The organism is Bifidobacterium callitrichidarum (assembly GCF_003129905.1).
Classification (GTDB): domain Bacteria; phylum Actinomycetota; class Actinomycetes; order Actinomycetales; family Bifidobacteriaceae; genus Bifidobacterium; species Bifidobacterium callitrichidarum.
The window spans coordinates 20,000-36,153 of the sequence record NZ_QFFM01000025.1; the positions used below are offsets into that span (position 1 = coordinate 20,000).

The 16,154-nt window shown below is 64.1% G+C and carries 12 protein-coding genes and 2 tRNA genes; 11 read left to right on the forward strand and 3 right to left on the reverse strand.

Annotation, left to right across the window (positions count from 1 at the left end):
• The first annotated feature begins 10 nt into the window (after positions 1-10).
• Positions 11-84, forward strand: a tRNA-Asp gene (locus DF196_RS10525).
• Positions 85-126: 42 nt separating this feature from the next.
• Positions 127-202: transfer RNA gene (locus DF196_RS10530), tRNA-Phe, on the forward strand.
• A gap of 154 nt (positions 203-356) precedes the next feature.
• On the opposite strand, the gene DF196_RS10535 is transcribed toward DF196_RS10530, so the two are convergent.
• Entirely contained in the window at positions 357-1,574 is a 1,218-nt protein-coding gene (locus DF196_RS10535; RefSeq protein ID WP_109057777.1) for an IS1249 family transposase, read from the reverse strand.
• Positions 1,575-1,825: 251 nt separating this feature from the next.
• Here DF196_RS10535 and DF196_RS10545 point away from each other — a divergent pair, with 251 nt between their 5' ends.
• Positions 1,826-2,227 (forward strand): VOC family protein, encoded by a 402-nt coding sequence (locus tag DF196_RS10545; RefSeq protein ID WP_109057778.1) that lies wholly within the window; start codon positions 1,826-1,828, stop codon positions 2,225-2,227.
• Between the two features lie 107 nt (positions 2,228-2,334).
• Here DF196_RS10545 and DF196_RS10550 read toward each other — a convergent pair whose 3' ends face one another.
• A complete protein-coding gene (locus DF196_RS10550) occupies positions 2,335-3,639 on the reverse strand; it encodes a class I SAM-dependent methyltransferase (protein WP_109057779.1) in 1,305 nt (434 codons plus the stop codon).
• Positions 3,640-4,110: 471 nt separating this feature from the next.
• Here DF196_RS10550 and fucO point away from each other — a divergent pair, with 471 nt between their 5' ends.
• On the forward strand, positions 4,111-5,262 hold the full coding sequence (gene fucO / locus DF196_RS10555) for a lactaldehyde reductase (protein ID WP_109057780.1): 1,152 nt from the start codon (positions 4,111-4,113) through the stop codon (positions 5,260-5,262).
• A gap of 238 nt (positions 5,263-5,500) precedes the next feature.
• Here the strand turns inward: fucO and DF196_RS10560 are convergent, their stop codons facing one another.
• Entirely contained in the window at positions 5,501-6,427 is a 927-nt protein-coding gene (locus DF196_RS10560; protein WP_109057781.1) for a glycosyltransferase family 2 protein, read from the reverse strand.
• 204 nt (positions 6,428-6,631) lie between these two features.
• Between DF196_RS10560 and DF196_RS10565 the strand changes: the two genes are divergently transcribed.
• The 7 genes from DF196_RS10565 (at position 6,632) to hpt (ending at position 16,153) form a co-directional block, all read left to right on the forward strand.
• Entirely contained in the window at positions 6,632-8,557 is a 1,926-nt protein-coding gene (locus tag DF196_RS10565) for an AI-2E family transporter (RefSeq protein ID WP_421728485.1), read from the forward strand.
• A complete protein-coding gene (locus DF196_RS10570) occupies positions 8,557-9,780 on the forward strand; it encodes a glycosyltransferase family 2 protein (protein WP_109057782.1) in 1,224 nt (407 codons plus the stop codon). The genes DF196_RS10565 and DF196_RS10570 overlap by 1 nt, the downstream gene beginning before the upstream one ends.
• A gap of 271 nt (positions 9,781-10,051) precedes the next feature.
• Entirely contained in the window at positions 10,052-11,047 is a 996-nt protein-coding gene (locus DF196_RS10575) for an ABC transporter ATP-binding protein (protein ID WP_109057783.1), read from the forward strand.
• Positions 11,044-12,708, forward strand: a complete 1,665-nt coding sequence (locus DF196_RS10580; protein WP_109057784.1) for an ABC transporter permease — start codon at positions 11,044-11,046, stop codon at positions 12,706-12,708. The genes DF196_RS10575 and DF196_RS10580 overlap by 4 nt, the downstream gene beginning before the upstream one ends.
• A gap of 61 nt (positions 12,709-12,769) precedes the next feature.
• Entirely contained in the window at positions 12,770-14,272 is a 1,503-nt protein-coding gene (gene dacB, locus DF196_RS10585) for a D-alanyl-D-alanine carboxypeptidase/D-alanyl-D-alanine endopeptidase (RefSeq protein ID WP_109057785.1), read from the forward strand.
• Positions 14,273-14,520: 248 nt separating this feature from the next.
• Positions 14,521-15,609 (forward strand): tRNA lysidine(34) synthetase TilS, encoded by a 1,089-nt coding sequence (gene tilS, locus DF196_RS10590; RefSeq protein WP_109057786.1) that lies wholly within the window; start codon positions 14,521-14,523, stop codon positions 15,607-15,609.
• A complete protein-coding gene (hpt, locus tag DF196_RS10595) occupies positions 15,596-16,153 on the forward strand; it encodes a hypoxanthine phosphoribosyltransferase (RefSeq protein WP_109057787.1) in 558 nt (185 codons plus the stop codon). The genes tilS and hpt overlap by 14 nt, the downstream gene beginning before the upstream one ends.
• The last annotated feature ends 1 nt before the right edge of the window (position 16,154 follow it).

Genomic DNA, 16,154 nt, shown 5'->3' on the forward strand with positions numbered 1-16,154 from the left:
TGAGACACACGGCCCCGTAGCTCAGTTGGTTAGAGCGCCGCCCTGTCACGGCGGAGGTCACCGGTTCAAGTCCGGCCGGGGTCGCTGGAATGGTTGAGGATTTGATTCGAATCTTCTTCTGTTCATGGCTCTGTAGCTCAGTTGGTAGAGCGAGCGACTGAAAATCGCTAGGTCAACGGATCGACGCCGTTCGGAGCCACCACGCGGAACCCCGCAAGCCAAGATTTCCAAGGCTTGCGGGGTTTCCCGATTCTCCGGCAAACTCACCATAAACCCGCCGACTCACCATAAACTCACTGCATTCAATTGCAACAAGGGTTATAGGCAATTGGGGGTTAAGTAAAGAAAAGTGTGTCTTATCCGTGCGTGTCACTGGCGTGTCGGTGGGCTAGTGAGCGTCCGGCCCAGCCTTTCCTGATGCCGAACCCGCCCTCGTAGGCATCGATGCCGGCGGCCGGCAGTTGCACGCCCGTCAGGGTTCCAGACGTCGGCGCGTCGTCCTCCGCTGGTTCCTTCCTGATGGATTTCCAGTGGTCGGGCGTGACGAACGACACGGGGTCGGGCTCCGCGGTGAGCATGTACACCGCCCATTCGCAGCACCGTTTCATATGCTCCTCCGACAGGCCCCGGTGATGGTCGAGCGTGCGTTTGACCACAGCGTTGACACCGCCCTCCAACTGGTTTGCGGTCGACGGCAGCGAATCGCCGTCCCCGACGACGGCGGGATCGCAGAACGCGAACAGCATCCCGGCGCGGTTCAATCTGACGAGCCGGAAGTAGGCGCGGCGCAGGCGTTCGTGCGTCCACCACCACTTACGCCCTTTCGCGTGCGCGGGATCCTGTCTGGCCGTGGTCCTTTCCTTGAGGTAATCACCGTGCTCCCCGTGCCATGCATTGAGTTCGGCGAGCCAGGCGGCGGCCTCATCCGCAGTGCGGATTTTGGTAAGCCCGCGCGCGAGTTTGAGCAGTGCCTTTCCCGCCCCGCTTTTGGGCTTGTTCGTCAGATCGACGCGGGTGTTGCGCAGCACGTGCACGAGACAGCGTTGCACGGCGACGCCCTTCCACCGGGTCCCGGCGGCCGCCAGGCATCCTTGGCCGCCATCGCTCACCAGCAGCCCCGGCCCCCTCACCCCGTGGAACAATTGCAAGTAGGCCGGCTTCGTCTCCGTGGAGCACCACTGCCATTTCACGGGACGGCCATCCTCGCCGGTCAGGACCAGCAGGCACCAGCCATATGGAACATACGTCCCGTCCGCCATCACGTACCGGTGGAAACGGGGGACGGGAGGCAAGACCGGCTCCACATTCCAGCACCACGCGACGCGGGCCGAGAACGCCTGACGGGTGATGCCGAGCCGGGCGGCCGCCTCGCCCATGGAATCCTTGCCGGTCAGCCACGCGAGGAACGCGCGGAACTCCGCCATACGGGTCGAGTCCTCCCGCTTCGCGGTGGTGCTCAGCCTGCACTCATCGCACCGCCATCGCCGGGAGCCGGCCTTCGTGAACCCGTTCCCGCGCATCGGCCTGCCACACAAAGGGCATTTCCTCGCCCTCGAGGACCTGTTCCTGCTCATGGAACAAGCCAACCCGAAAAGTCAAGCACCCCGCCGGATTAACACCCAAACCGTTAATCACACCCCGACACGCGAACCCGCAGTAAGCCTCACCCCGGATTTAAGACACACTTTTCTTTACTTAACCCGCAATTGGGGTTATAGGTTGTGGAGTTAAGGGCCAAAACGTGAAAGCCTTGAAACGCTCCGGCGAGTGGAATAATGGGATTCGCATACAACCGTTTATCCAACTCTGTTCAAAGGAGAACGCCATGGCGCAGCCTATGACCGATTTCACCACCGATCTGCAGCATTCCGGCATGCCGGCCAAGGACCTCGACGAGACCATCCGCTTCTACACGGAAAAGATTGGGTTCAAGCTCGTCGGCGTCTACCATAACGGTGAGAACCGATGCGCCTTCCTGCGATACGGGCACCTGACCATCGAGACGTGGGAAGGCGATCCCGCGCCCATGACGACTGGCGCGATCAACCATTGGGCGCTGGACACGCCCGACATCGAGGCGGCCTACGAGAACGCCAAGGCCTTGGGGCTGGACATCAAGGAAACAGAAATCCAGTCCATTCCCTCGTTCTGGGACAAGGGTATCCGGTACTTCAACGTCACCGGCCCCAACGCCGAAACCATCGAATTCTGCGAGATCGTCAAATAACGGTCAAATAACGGTATTCATTGGGAAAAATCGCTTCTTCTCGAAATCCATGCGAGAAGAAGCGATTTGAAAAGTCCGTCAAACCGTAGATAGGACTACGGCTAGCCTCACGCCTTCCACCACGGGCGCAGCGGGTACCACTTGCCGTCCGGGTGCCCGACACGGTCGGGCTTGATGGCTAGGAACTGGTGGATCTGGATGCCGTCGAGTTCGAAGTTCAGCGCGCAGGCGGCCATGTACATGCCCCACACCTTGGCGCGCTCGAAGCCCACCTGGCGAACGGCGTCATCCCAGTGCTCGGACAGGTTGCGGTTCCAGTGGTGCAGCGTGAGCGCGTAGTGCTGGCGCAGGTTCTCCTGATGCACCATGTTGAAGCCGGCATCATGGATGCATGACTCGATGAAGCCGGGCGCGCCCAGATCGCCGTCCGGGAAGATGTAGCGGTCCAGGAACTCGTCCGTGCCGGGCTTGCCGTTCGGCTTGTCGTGGCTGATGGTGATCTGGTGGTTGAGCAGGCGGCCCATCGGCTTCAACAGCCGGAACATCTCCTCGAAGTAGCTCTGGTAGTTCTTCACGCCCACGTGCTCCATCATGCCGATGGAGCAGATGCCGTCGAAGTCATGCTCGGGTACCTCGCGGTAGTCCTGCACGCGCACCTCGGCCAGGTCCTGCAGTCCCTCGCGTGCGATCCATTCGTTCGCGTACGCGGCCTGTTCCTTGGACAGCGTGACGCCCAGCGCCTTGATGCCGCGGCGTGCGGCCGTGATGACCATCGAACCCCAGCCGCAGCCGATGTCCAGCAGACGCTCGCCGGGCTTCAGGCCGAGCTTGTCGAGGATGAGCCGCAGCTTGTTGGCCTGCGCGTCCTCCAGGCTCATGTCCTCGTTCTCGAACACCGCGCAGGTGTAGGTCATGGACGGGCCCAGGAAGTCGGCGTAGAACTCGTTGGACATGTCGTAGTGGAAGCTCACGGTTTCGGAGTCGGCCTTCTCCGTGTGCGGCATGAGTCCCTGCTTGATGCGGGCGAACTTGCTCGGTCCCTCGGTGGCCGGCACCGGCGGCTTGCGGAAGCCGTGGCTGAGGATGCCGGCGGAGACGCGCGCCAGGGAGACCGGGGTGATCGGCTTGACGTACTTGGCCAGGGAGATGAGCTTGCGCATGGCGGGGTAGGGGTCCGCGTAGTCGATGCCGGCCACGTCGAAGTCGCCGAGTACGTAGGCGCGCACGATGCCGATCTCGTTCGGATGCGCCAGCAGCTGGTACATGCAGTTCGGACTGGTGATCTTGACGTTGAGATCAGCATCCTCCGGGCCGAAATGCGAGCCGTCGAACGCATCCACACGCACCGGAGCGGTCGGTTCCACGAACAGCGACACCATCTCCGCGACCGTCATAGCCTTGCCATTTGCCATACTCCACCTCGATTTTGCATTATTCTGGTCGAATCTATCCAAGTTCAAACCCCAACTTTGGTTTGGTATCCTAGTCCGTTCGTTGACTTGATTCGATGCCCTTCCTCGATCGCTGGCGCGCTGTTCGCCCTCGGCGGACGATGTGTGACCGCGAAACCCGACAGGAAGCCGTGTCGTGGTGTTTCGATCCGGGCGATGCTCTGAGCCTTGTCGTCCGAATGCGCCACATGATTCCGACGTGACGTTGCGTGATTCGGTGTGATGCGATGCGATTCCGGTTGTTGCGCCGATATCGTTCGATGATTTGCCTAATTTGACTATTTTGCCCATACGTTCCCAGCGTGTTTCCAGGTTAACGTTCACATGCGGGGTACACTGGTGAATCGTTGGGCCGTTCAACGAACGAATGGCTTACGGAAAGTACTGAAAAGTACCGAATACATAAGGTACGAGCTCAAAAGGAGAGCACCTATGGTCTATCGCATGATTTTCAACCAGACCGCCTACTTCGGCCGTGGCGCCATCAAGGAGATTCCGACCGTCGCCAAGCAGCACGGTTTCACCAAGGCCTTCATCGTCACCGATCCGGTCCTGCTGGAGACCGGCACCGCCGAGAAGGTCACCAAGGTCCTGGATGAGGCCGGCCTGCCGTACGAGGTGTTCTCCAACGTCAAGCCGAACCCGCCGGTCGAGTGCATCAAGGACGGCGTCGAGAAGTTCGCGGCCTCCGGCGCGGACTTCCTGATCGGCCTGGGCGGCGGTTCCCCGCAGGACACCTGCAAGGGCATCGGCATCATCACCGCCAACCCCGAGTTCTCCGACGTGCTCTCCCTCGAGGGCGTCGCGGACACCAAGAACCCGTCCGTGCCGATCTTCGGCGTGCCCACCACCGCCGGCACCGCCTCCGAGACCACCATCAACTACGTGATCACCGACACCGCCAACAAGCGCAAGTTCGTGGCCGTCGACCCGCACGACATCCCGATCGTCGCCTTCGTGGACCCCGACCTGACCGACTCCATGCCGCGCGGCCTCAAGGTCGCCACCGGCCTCGACGCCCTGACCCACGCCATCGAGGGCTACATCACCCCGGGCGCCTGGAGCCTGTCCGACTGCCTGTCCATGCAGACCATCCGCATGATCGCCAAGAACCTCGCCAAGTCCGCCGACGGCGACATCCCGGCCGGCGAGCAGATGGCGTACGCCTCCTACATCACCGGCATGGCCTACTCCAACGTCGGCCTCGGCCTGGTGCACGGCATGGCCCACCCGCTGGGCGGCCGCCTCGGCGTGGCCCACGGCGTGGCCAACGGCATCCTGCTGGCCCCGGTCATGGAATACAACAAGGACTTCACCGGTGAGAAGTACCGTGACATCGCCGACGCCTTCGGCGTCGAGGACGCCTACACCGGCGACCTCGAGAAGGTGCGCGAGGAGGCCGTGCAGGCCGTCCACAAGCTGACCGTGGACCTCAAGAACCCGACCACCATCTCCGAGGTGGGCGCCACCGAGGCCGACCTTGCCCCGCTGGCCCACGACGCCTTCAACGACGTGTGCACCCCGGGCAACCCGCGCAAGGCCACCGAGGAGGACATCCTCGCCATCTACAAGAGCCTGATGTAAGCCTTCGTGAGGCTCTACACCCGATAGACGCTCAATAGAATGGGGAAAGGTACCACTGAACGACTTTCAGCGGTACCTTTCCCCATAATTTTTCCCGACTTTGGATTTTTGTACCACTGACGTGAGCCCAGTGGTACTTTTTCCCAAAGTCTCCCTTGATTCTGGATTGTTGTGCCGCTAACTGTGCGTCAGTGGTACTTTTCCCCAAAAAACCGATGCGGCGCCGATGCGATTCCGGTTACTCGGCGTGCTTCTCGTCGTATTCCTCGTCGGTGGGCGTCTCGTCGTAGAGCTGCTTGCCCTGCGACTCGGCGAGCTGCATCTGCTCGTTGATCCACGCGGCCTCCGCCGGGTTGATGTCCGCCGTGCTGAGGACCTTCTGCCACACCGGGTAGAACAGGTGCATCGCCGGATACATGGCGGTGAACAGGATCTCCGGCTTGTGCTTGCGCCAATGCTGCGGATGCGCGTTGAACGTGTTGCGGAACCTGCGCATGTAATTAAGGAACGAGCCGAAGGAGGTGTCCATGCGCCGGGCGCTCATCGCGGCGATCATGCGCGGCGAATACACGGTCTTCAGCCCCTTGCCCATGAGGTGCAGCGAGATGTCGATGTCCTCGTGCATCACGTCCGCCTTGTCGCGGCACACCTCGTCCGCGATCTGATGCCAGGCCGAGGCGCGCAGGGCCATGTTCGAGCCGAACAGCAACGGCTGGCCGCCGTCGGCCTTGTAGATGCGCTTGCGCAGGGAATTGTCGCCCTTCAACCCGAAATGACGGGAGGGCATGTCGTAGTACATCACCGGACCGGTGGCACCCATCGCGGCCGAATCCTCGGTGAAGATGCCGGAGACCACCTCGACCCAGTCGGGCCGGATCATGCAATCGGCGTCGAAACGGCCCAGCACATCGCCGGTCGCGGCGTTGAGACCGTAGTTGCGCGTCGGGATCAGTCCCTGCTCATCGTTCTGGTGCAGCAGCTTGACGGGCGCTTCCGGATGGTCCTTGATGAACTGCTCCACGATGGCGCAGGTATCGTCCGTGGACTTGTTGTCCACCACCAGCACCTCATGCGGCATGACGGTCTGACGGGTCGCGTTGAGCAGACAGTCGTGGATGCGTTCGGCTTCGTTCCACGCGGGGATGATGATCGAAACGTTGAGCATGGCTTCAAGGATAGGGAAGCGGGTGTACGCCGAGAGCGAAGACGACGTCCGTTCACCGGCAGTCCACCGCCTGTTCGCCGGCTTCCGCAGGCCGGCTGACCGTCGGGTGCGACGCGCGTACGCCGCGGTCGCGTACGTCTCGTTTCCGTCCGTCCCCATCCGCCGCCGGCCCTCTCTTCGACCGCCCCGCTACAATGGGGAGCCATGAGCGAACGCGCGCGCAATATGAATGGCACCGGCCGGACCGGGGGACAGTCCGGGATCGGGGCGAACGGAACCGTACACGCAAACACGACCACGAGCATGTCCGCCGGCGGCCGGACCGGCATCGATGACCGGACGGCCGCAGGCGCCGACCATACCGCCGCGTATACGGGTGCGGAAACCCCCTCCGGCGACGAGAACCGCATCGATTTCGGCACGCTGTTCCCGGCCAAGGGCGACCCCCGCAGGCCGCCGGAATGGTTCAGCCGCGCGCTGATGTACGTGGCCATCGCCATCGTGGTGTTCAGCTTCTGCTGGCGCTCCTGGGGCAGCATCTCCTACCTGGTGCTGGACGTGATCATCTCCCTGTTCCTGGCGCTCGCCATCGAACCGTTGGTGGTGGCGCTGGTCTCGCATGGTTGGAAGCGCGGCGTGGCCTCGGCCGTGGGCCTGGTGGGGCTCGCGGTGATCATCGGCGTGCTGCTGACGTTGTTCGGCAACATGTTCGTCCAGCAGATGATCGCCATGGTCAAGGGACTGCCGGCCATGTACGAGCAGTTGCGCGAGTTCCTGCAACCGTATTCCAAGTTCCAGCTGCCGGAGATCGACAGCCTCGGCACCGAGATCTTCAACAACATCCAGACCTCGTGGGTCACGGACTTCGCCGGCACCGCCATGAGCACGGTGGGAGGCCTGTTCTCCTTCCTGCTGGACCTCATGACCGTGATCATGACCACCTATTACATCTCCGCGGCCGGCCCCAAGCTGCGCCGCTCGTTCTGCCAGTGGCTGGCGCCCAACACGCAGCGCCGCTTCCTCCTGGTGTGGACTGTGGCGCAGGGCCAGATCTCGTCGTTCCTGTTCTCCCGTTCGATTCTGGCCATGATCAACGCCACCTGTACCGCCATCTTCCTGGAGGTGCTCAAGGTGCCGTACTGGCTGCCGCTGGCGCTGTTCTGCGGCGTGGTCTCCCAGTTTATCCCCACGGTGGGCACGTACATCGGCGGCGCCCTGCCGGTGCTGTTCGCCTGGGGCAACCGCGGATGGGTGTACGCGGTGGCCGTGCTGGCGTTCATCATCATCTACCAGCAGATCGAGAACCTGATTCTCTCGCCGAAGATCTCCCAGCGCACCATGGACATCAACGCCGCCGTGGCCTTCCTGGCCGTGCTGGCGTTCGGCTCGCTGTTCGGCGCGTTCGGCGCGTTCCTGGCGCTGCCGGTGGTGGCCTCCATCCAGGCCATCTTCCGCGTGTACACCCGCCGGTATGAACTGATCGACTCGCCGCTCATGAACGATCCGGTCTCGGACAAGAAGTCCAAGATCGTGGAGGCGTCCGAGGCGTTCGGCGAGCACGTGCTGCACCCGATCGGCGAGCACATGCCGCGCGCCGCCAAGGGGTCCAGCAGCCGCGTGCCGATGAACGAGGAACTGCGCCTGCTGCAGGAACAGATCTACGCCATTCCCGAGCGCGAGGACACCCAGCGCGACATGGACGATTCCGCCACCGTGGCCATCCCGAAAAACGTGCTGTCCGTGGGGGTCCGCAAGGGATTGCGCGGTACCGAGGAGGGTGACGTGCCCGATGGGACCGTGGCCGGTTCGCCGGAACGCTCCGAAGGGTCGCGGCCGTCCGGCAGGGCGAACGTCGGAGCATACGACGCCGCCGCGGATGCCGAGGATACCGAAGGCATCCCGCAGCCGATGCATCTGGAGCACGGGGCCGGCAAGCCCGATAAGACGTCCGGCGGGTCCGGCACGTCGCGTAAGCCGCGTAGGTCCGATGATTCCGGTGATACGGACGGCTCCGACCAGCCGGCCCCCGCCTCCGGTTCCGCGCAATCCGGCGGCGACGGCGCATCCAAGACACCAGACCAATCCATTTCCAGCAATATTTCCAGCAATCCGAGAGCGGGGTGGCGCTGATGACGCTTCTGACCGTACTTGACGTCCTCCTGATGATCGTGGGCGGCGCGGGCGTGATCTACCAGGGCGTGTGCATCGTCATGTCCCTGTTCGCCAAGCCGGTACGCTTCCCCGAGGCCCCGATGACCACGCGGTACGCCGTGCTCATCTCCGCGCGCAACGAGGAGAACGTGATCGGCAACCTCATCGACTCGATTCGCGCCCAGACCTACCCGTCCGACCTCATCGACATCTGGCTCGTGGCGGACAACTGCACCGACCACACCGCCGACGTGGTGCGTGCCCGCGGCTGCCATGTGGTCGAACGCCACAACCTCGAACAGGTCGGCAAGGGATACGCGCTAAGCTACCTGCTCACGCACATGATGGACATCGGCGTGGCGGACGACTACGACGCCTACTTCGTCTTCGACGCGGACAACAAGCTGGACAAGCATTACTTCGAGGAGATGAACAAGGCCTTCTGCTCCGGCTTCCGCATCCTGACCAGCTACCGCAACTCGGTGAACCTGGCGGACAACTGGGTCTCCTCCGGTTCGGCCCTGTGGTTCATCCGCGAATCGCGATTCCTGTCCAACTCGCGCATGATCCTCGGCTCCTCCTGCCATGTGGGCGGCACCGGCTTCATGTTCTCCCGCGAGATCATGAAGCGCAACAAGGGCTGGAAGTTCCACCTGCTCACCGAGGACTTGGAGTTCACCATGGACTCCATCCTGCACGGCGACCGTGTGGGCTACTGCGGCACCGCGATCCTGTACGACGAGCAGCCGGTGACGTTCGCGCAGAGCTGGCGTCAGCGCCTGCGCTGGAGCAAGGGGTTCCTGCAGGTGTTCCGCTACTACGGCCCGGCGCTGCTCAAGCGCGCCGTCCGTGAGCGCGATTTCTCCTGCATCGACTTCACGCTGATGCTCTGCCCGTTCACCGTGCTCGGCGTGATCCGTATGCTGATGGGCATCCTGTTCGCGGCGCTCGGGTTCGTGAGCTGGTCCAGCCAGGTGCAGTCGCTGGCCGGCTGGTCGAGCGGCATCGTGACCTCGGTTCTGGGTCTGATGGCGCTGGCCGCGCTGACCATCATCGTCGAACGCGACCAGATCGGCGCCACCAACAAGGAGCTGCTCGCCTACGTGCTGAGCTTCCCGATCTACATGCTCAGCTACGTCCCCATCTCCTTCCAGGCCATCTTCGCCAAGGCCCAGTGGAAGCCGATTACGCATAAAGGCTGAGTCGCTCTTTGGCTCCCCTCTCTGAGGGGAGCCGGAGCCGGATCGGCTCACGTACACATCCGTCCACAGCCTCCCGGCGTGGCGCTGGTTGTTGGACTAGAGTGGAGTCATGAGCCTAGACAACAGCGATAGAAATGCTGCATTTTCCGCGGCGGCGACGCCGCAAGCCCACTACACGCCTCAATCCCCGCAATCCCCAGCTCCAATCCAATCTCAACCGCAGCCGCCCGTGACGCCGGCATCGCCCATGCCGCAATCGCAACTGTCACCCATGCCGCAGCCGCAGCCGTCGGCACAGTCGCAGCAGCCCTACTCGCAGCAGCCGGCACAACCCCAGCCGTACTACGCCCCGCAGCCGGTGCCGCCGAACCCGGCTGCCGCCGTCTCCATCCGCGGCCTGTTCAAGCGATTCGGCAACAAGATCGCCGTCAACGGCCTGTCCCTCGACATCCCGGTCGGCTCGTTCTACGGTCTCGTCGGCCCCAACGGCGCCGGCAAGACCACCACGCTCAACATGGTCACCGGCCTGCTGGTCCCGGACGCGGGCCTCTCCATGATCCTGGGCCGCAACGTCTGGCAGGACGTGAACGACGCCAAACGCTCCATCGGCGTGATGCCCCAGCCCGACCAGATTTTCGACCGCCTCACCGGCCTGCAGCTACTGGTCTACGCCGGTATGCTGCGCGGCATGAAACGCGCCGAAGCCCTGAGCCGCGCGCACGACCTCCTCAACGCCTTCGACCTCGCACAGGCCGCGAACACCATGGTCTCCGACTACTCGGCCGGCATGACCAAGAAGATCTGCCTGGCCTCCGCGATGATCCACAGCCCGCGCATCCTCGTGCTCGACGAGCCGTTCGAATCCGTGGACCCGGTCTCCAGCGCCAATCTGAAAGACATCCTCATCGAATACGCGGGCACCGGCGGCACGGTGATTATCTCCTCGCACGTCATGTCCCTCGTCGAGAAGATGTGCACGCATGTGGCCGTGATCAACAACGGCCAGGTGTGTGCCGCCGGCACGGTCGATCAGGTGGCCGCCGGCGAGGACCTCGAGGATCGCTTCCTGCAACTGGTCGGCGGCCGTCACGAAGCCGCGCACCTTTCCTGGCTCGACGGCGGAGCCCCGCGCGTACCGGCATCTGCGGGCTCACCGGAGACTTCGCCGACACCGGTCGCGCCGGCGCCGGCGCAACCCCTGCCGAATCCCACCGCGCTGGAGCCGTCGCAATCCCGGCCGAACCCGAACGAAACGGCCGTCCGATGACCACCGCACTCACCCTCGTACGCCTGCGCTGGTCCCTCACCTGGGCCACGCTGAAGAAGTCCGTCTGGCAGACCGTGGCCTATGTCGTCGCCATGATCACCGCCGTGACCACCGTCATCATCACCGGCATAGCCGCATGGGGCGCGGGCGGCCTCGACGGCACCGGAACGTCGGGCCCGCTGCCCGCCGACTACGGTCACTTCGCCGTCCTCCGTGCCCTCGTCGTCATCTTCGGTTCGATGCTCACCGTCACGGTGGCCTTCATCCAGCTCATGCTGATTGGCGAGGGTTCCACCATGAGCCCGCGCAAGTTCGCGTTGTACGGTCTGCCGGACCGCCAGCTGCAATTCGGACTGCTGCTTGCCGGCATGTCCGGCCTGCCCGCGATCACCGGCATGCTCTCCCTCATGGTGTGGACCCTGGCCTACCGGCATATGGGCGGGGCGGCCGTCGTGACCTCCCTGGTCGCCTCCGTTCTCGCCGTGTTCACCATGATGAGCCTGTCCAAACTGCTCATATCTTTGGCGACCACGCTCGTGACCTCCAGCCGCGGCAAGAACCTGTTCTACATCGTGGTCGTGCTCGGCTTCATTGCGCTGTGCCAGTTGCCGAACATCATGGTGAACTCGGGCATGATGGAGCACATCGCCCCGAACGATCGAGGTCAGATAATCACCGCATTCGCCACCGTCCTCGCGTGGACCCCGTTCGGCGCGGCCTTCCAGTTGCCGTTCGACGCGGCCACGGCCAACGGACTCGCCCTGCTCGGCCATCTCGCCGTGCTGGCCGTCACCTGGGTGGTCTGCTTCGCTGTATGCACCTGGTGTTTCAGGCATGAACGGCTGACCACCGGGGCCGGTGCCAAAACGGTCACCGCCAAGGGCATCGGCGCGTTCGGCTGGATGCCGGATTCCGTACCGGGAGCCGTCGCCGCCCGCCTGTTCACGTACCTCAAGCGCGACCCGAGACAGGGCATGATTTTCCTGATGCCGATACTGTTCGTGGTGGTGTTCGCCTTCCAGGCGCGTGGTGAAAGCGCGATCGTCTGGGTGTCGTTGATCTGGACCGGCTGGATGCTTTCCATCGCCGAAAGCAACGGTCTGGCCTACGACGGCCGCGGCTTCACGATGGAGGCGATCTCCGGCGTACGGGGCCTGCAGAACCGCATCGGCCGCGTGCTCGTCTATCTGGGCATCGCCGTGGCCTATCTTGTGGTGCTGGGTGTGGGCATCGCCATCTTCACCGGCGACTGGGCACATCCCGTCCGGCTGCTGTTCGGCATCCTGCTGTGGTCGATCGGCCTCGCATGCGCTTGCTGCGGATTAGGGCTGGCCGAAATCACCTCATGCGTGTTCATGTATCCGGTGCCTTCGCTGGACAAGCCGTTCTCCTCGCCGCAGGGCCGTGCCATGGCCCAGGGATTCTTTCCGTTCATCTACCTGTTCGGCACGATTCTGCTCCTGCTGCCCACCGGTATCGTTGCCATCGTGCTGACCGTCACCGGCGTGATCGACACGATGTTCTGGGTGCTGATTCCGGTTGCCCTGGCCAATGGCGCGGGCATGCTGGCGCTCGGGACATGGCTGGGCGGTAAGCTGTTGGATGCGCGAATGCTCTCGGTCGTCTCCACGCTCGACTCGTTCGCCTCATTGCAGCACTGACGGTTGATTCAGGTTCCGCCGCCCGGCCTTGCCCGCGCCGGCGAACCCACGAAGGAGCACGATGGTATCCACAGCGGTGTCACGTCGCCAACGGCGTGAAACGCAGCGTCAACAGCAACGGCAATCCCGTGCCTCCCGCCGCCGCCCGCTCACCGTGGCCGTCTCCGCATTGGTAACCGTCGCCCTGTTCGTGGGCTACTGCACCGCCGACATCCTGGATGTCGCGCCCGGCCCGCTGACGCTGAAGAACGTGGATGTGCCAACGTTCACAGACCCGCTCACCGCCAAAACCGGCGGCACGGTGGCCGGCAAGCTCGACCTGACCAAAACCGTGGACGCCAAGGCCGCCGCGGCACTGATCGACGACCTGCTCGCCACCGAAGGCGTAGGCTCGGACACCTCGGTCATCATCGAGGATGCGCAGGGTAACGTGGCCGCCGAACACGAGGCCGGCACCTCGCGTGAGCCCGCCTCCACCATGAAGACTCTCACCGCGCTCGCCGCCTCATCCACGCTCAACATGGCCTCCACGCTGGATACGCAGGTGTTCCTCGCCCAGACCGACGGCGTGGACACCCTGACCCTCAAGGGCAACGGCGACATGCTGCTGGGTTCCGGCGAATCCGACCCCGACCACATCAACGGTCGTGCGGGCCTCGCCACGCTCGCCCAATCAGCCGCCGCGGCCCTGGCCCAGCGTGGCATCAGCACCGTGCGTCTCGCCTACGACGATTCGCTGTTCGGCGACGCGCGCGTGCCCGACGGCCTGAGCGAGAGCACCAACACGGTCCTGAGCGATTACACCGTCTATTACACGCCCGTCTCCTCGATGGCCATCGACGGCGGCCGACAGTACACGGATGCCATGCCTGCGCCCGCCAACCCCGACGATTCCGCCGGATACCCGGAACTCTCCCAGCATACGGCCGCCGATGTGGCCGAGGAATTCGCCTCGCTGCTGGCCGACCAGGGCATCACCGTGGAGGGCTCGCCCGAAGAAGGCGATGCTCCCGCCTCCACCAGCCCGCTCGCTTCGGTCAGCTCCGCCACACTGGCCGAGATCCTGGCCTTCACCTTGCGCCACTCGGACAACACGCTCGCCGAGGAGTTCGGCCGACTCACCGCCCTGGCCCGTGGCAAGGACAACAGTCCGGAAGGCGGCACCAAGGCCGTGCATGAAGCACTCGATAAGCTCGGCATCGACACGTCCGGCCTGACCATGGCCGACTGCTCGGGACTTTCGCCCGGTTCCAAACTCACGGTACGCACGCTCGTGGCCGTCCAGCAGCGCAACCTTACGGAAGGCGAGGGCGCTGCGGCGGCCGAGGGACTGTCCATCGCCGGCCTGGTGGGCACCGCCCAATACCGGTACGACGACGATGCCGCGGCCGGACTGCTGCGCGTCAAAACCGGCAGCCTCGGCACGGTCACCTCGATGGCCGGCAACGTCTCGCGCACGAACGGCGGCGCGCTGGCCTTCGCCGTGGTGGTCAACAACCCCGATGACATGGAGGCCGCCCGCAACGCCATCGACGCCTTCATCACCAAACTCACGGAGCTGTAGAGGACATATCCCGTGGTGCTCCCCTCAGTCCGCTCCGGTGACAGCTCTGCTATCGCAGAGCCTTCGCGGCGAAGCCGCTCACTTCGCCTACAGGAAGTCCACTGGACTTCCTGCTTCACGGCTCAGCCCTCAGAGAGGGGAGCCAGATTACAAGAGGTTTTGGCTCCCCTCGCTGAGGGGAGCTGTCGAACGGAGTGAGACTGAGGGGAGCCCCACGGATAACCGCCACACGATTCAAAGGAACTGACATGGCATACACGGCACGGTTGCGCAAGGCGGTGGGGGCGGTGCGCGCGGCGCTGGCTGAGGCTGGATTGGAGCGTCAGTCGCCCGAATTCGCCCAGCATGGCGAGCATCGCACGGCCCCTGACGCGCCGCTCGTATTGGTCGCCTGCTCGGGCGGCCGCGACTCCATGGCCCTTGCGGCCGTCGCCCATACCGTCTGCGCCTCGCTGGGATTGCGCTGCGGCGCCGTTATCGTCGACCATGGCCTGCAAGCCGGTTCGGACGAAGTCGCCGCAACCACCGCGCAACGCTGCGAACAGCTCGGCCTGACCCCGGTCATCACCCGTAAGGTCGCCGTGCGAGAGTCCGGCGAAGGCCTCGAAGCGGCCGCTCGCGAGGCCCGCTACCAAGCCATCATCGAGACTGCGGGGGAGTGCCGCGCCGCAGTCGTCCTCTTGGCCCACACCATGGACGACCAGGCGGAGACCGTGCTCATCGGACTGCTGCGGAACACCGGCATCGACGCCACCGCCGGCATGCCGCCGCACTTCACCCGTGGAGGCGTCACCTTCCTGCGCCCGTTGCTCGGCCTGACCCGCGCGGACACCACCGGCATCTGCCGGGACCTCGGCATCGCATACTGGGACGACCCCACCAACGGCGAGTCCATCGACGGCGAACTGCCCGCCGACTACCCGCTGCGCTCGCGTGTCCGGCATGACCTGTTGCCCGCCATCGTGCGGTTCGCCGGCCGCGACGTGGCCCGTCACCTCGCCGAAAGCGCGGCATTGACGCAAGCCGACAAGGACTATCTTGACTCCGCTGCCGTCCGCGTGGCCGCACAGGTCGTCGGTGGCGCGGACGGGGGAGCGGTGCTGCGCATCAACGCCGCACGGCTCGGTGCCGAGCACCCGGCCATCCGCCGCCGCGTGATCGGGCGCGCGCTGGAACAGGCCGGCATTCGGGCGGGTGCGACGCAGGTGGACGCCATCGACCGGCTTATCACCGACTGGCACGGTCAGGGCCCCGTCCATCTTCCCAGTGGTTATTCAGCGAATCGCAAGAAACACGTCATTCGCGTGTGCCAAGATGGAGCGCATGCGAATCGCTGACGTTAAGGAAGACATTGACCACGAGCTGGTCAGTAAAGCACAGATTGACAGCAAAATCCGTGAGGTCGCCGCACAGGTGAGCGAGGATTACCGAGGCAAGAACCCGCTGCTGGTCGCGGTCCTCAAGGGCGCCGTGAACACGCTGGTCGCATTCTCCGAGGCCGTGAGCATCCCGGTGCAGATCGATTTCATGAGTCTGTCCAGCTACGGCTCGGGCACGGTGTCCAGCGGCCAGGTGACGGTTCGTCAGGATTTGTCCGCCGATGTTCGCGGCCGGCACATTCTCATCGTGGAGGATATTATCGATTCAGGACGCACGCTTGCGTGGCTGGTCGACGAATTGAAGCGCCGCGGCGCGGCCTCCGTGGAGGTGTTCGCGTTGCTGAGCAAGCCCTCCCGCCGTGAGGTGGAAGTGGACGTGAAGTACGCCGGCTATGAGATTCCGGACGAGTTCGTGGTGGGCTTCGGCCTCGACTACGACGAGCGCTACCGCAATCTCGACTCGATTGCGGTGCTCAAGCCGTCCGTGTACCAAGGAGAATAAC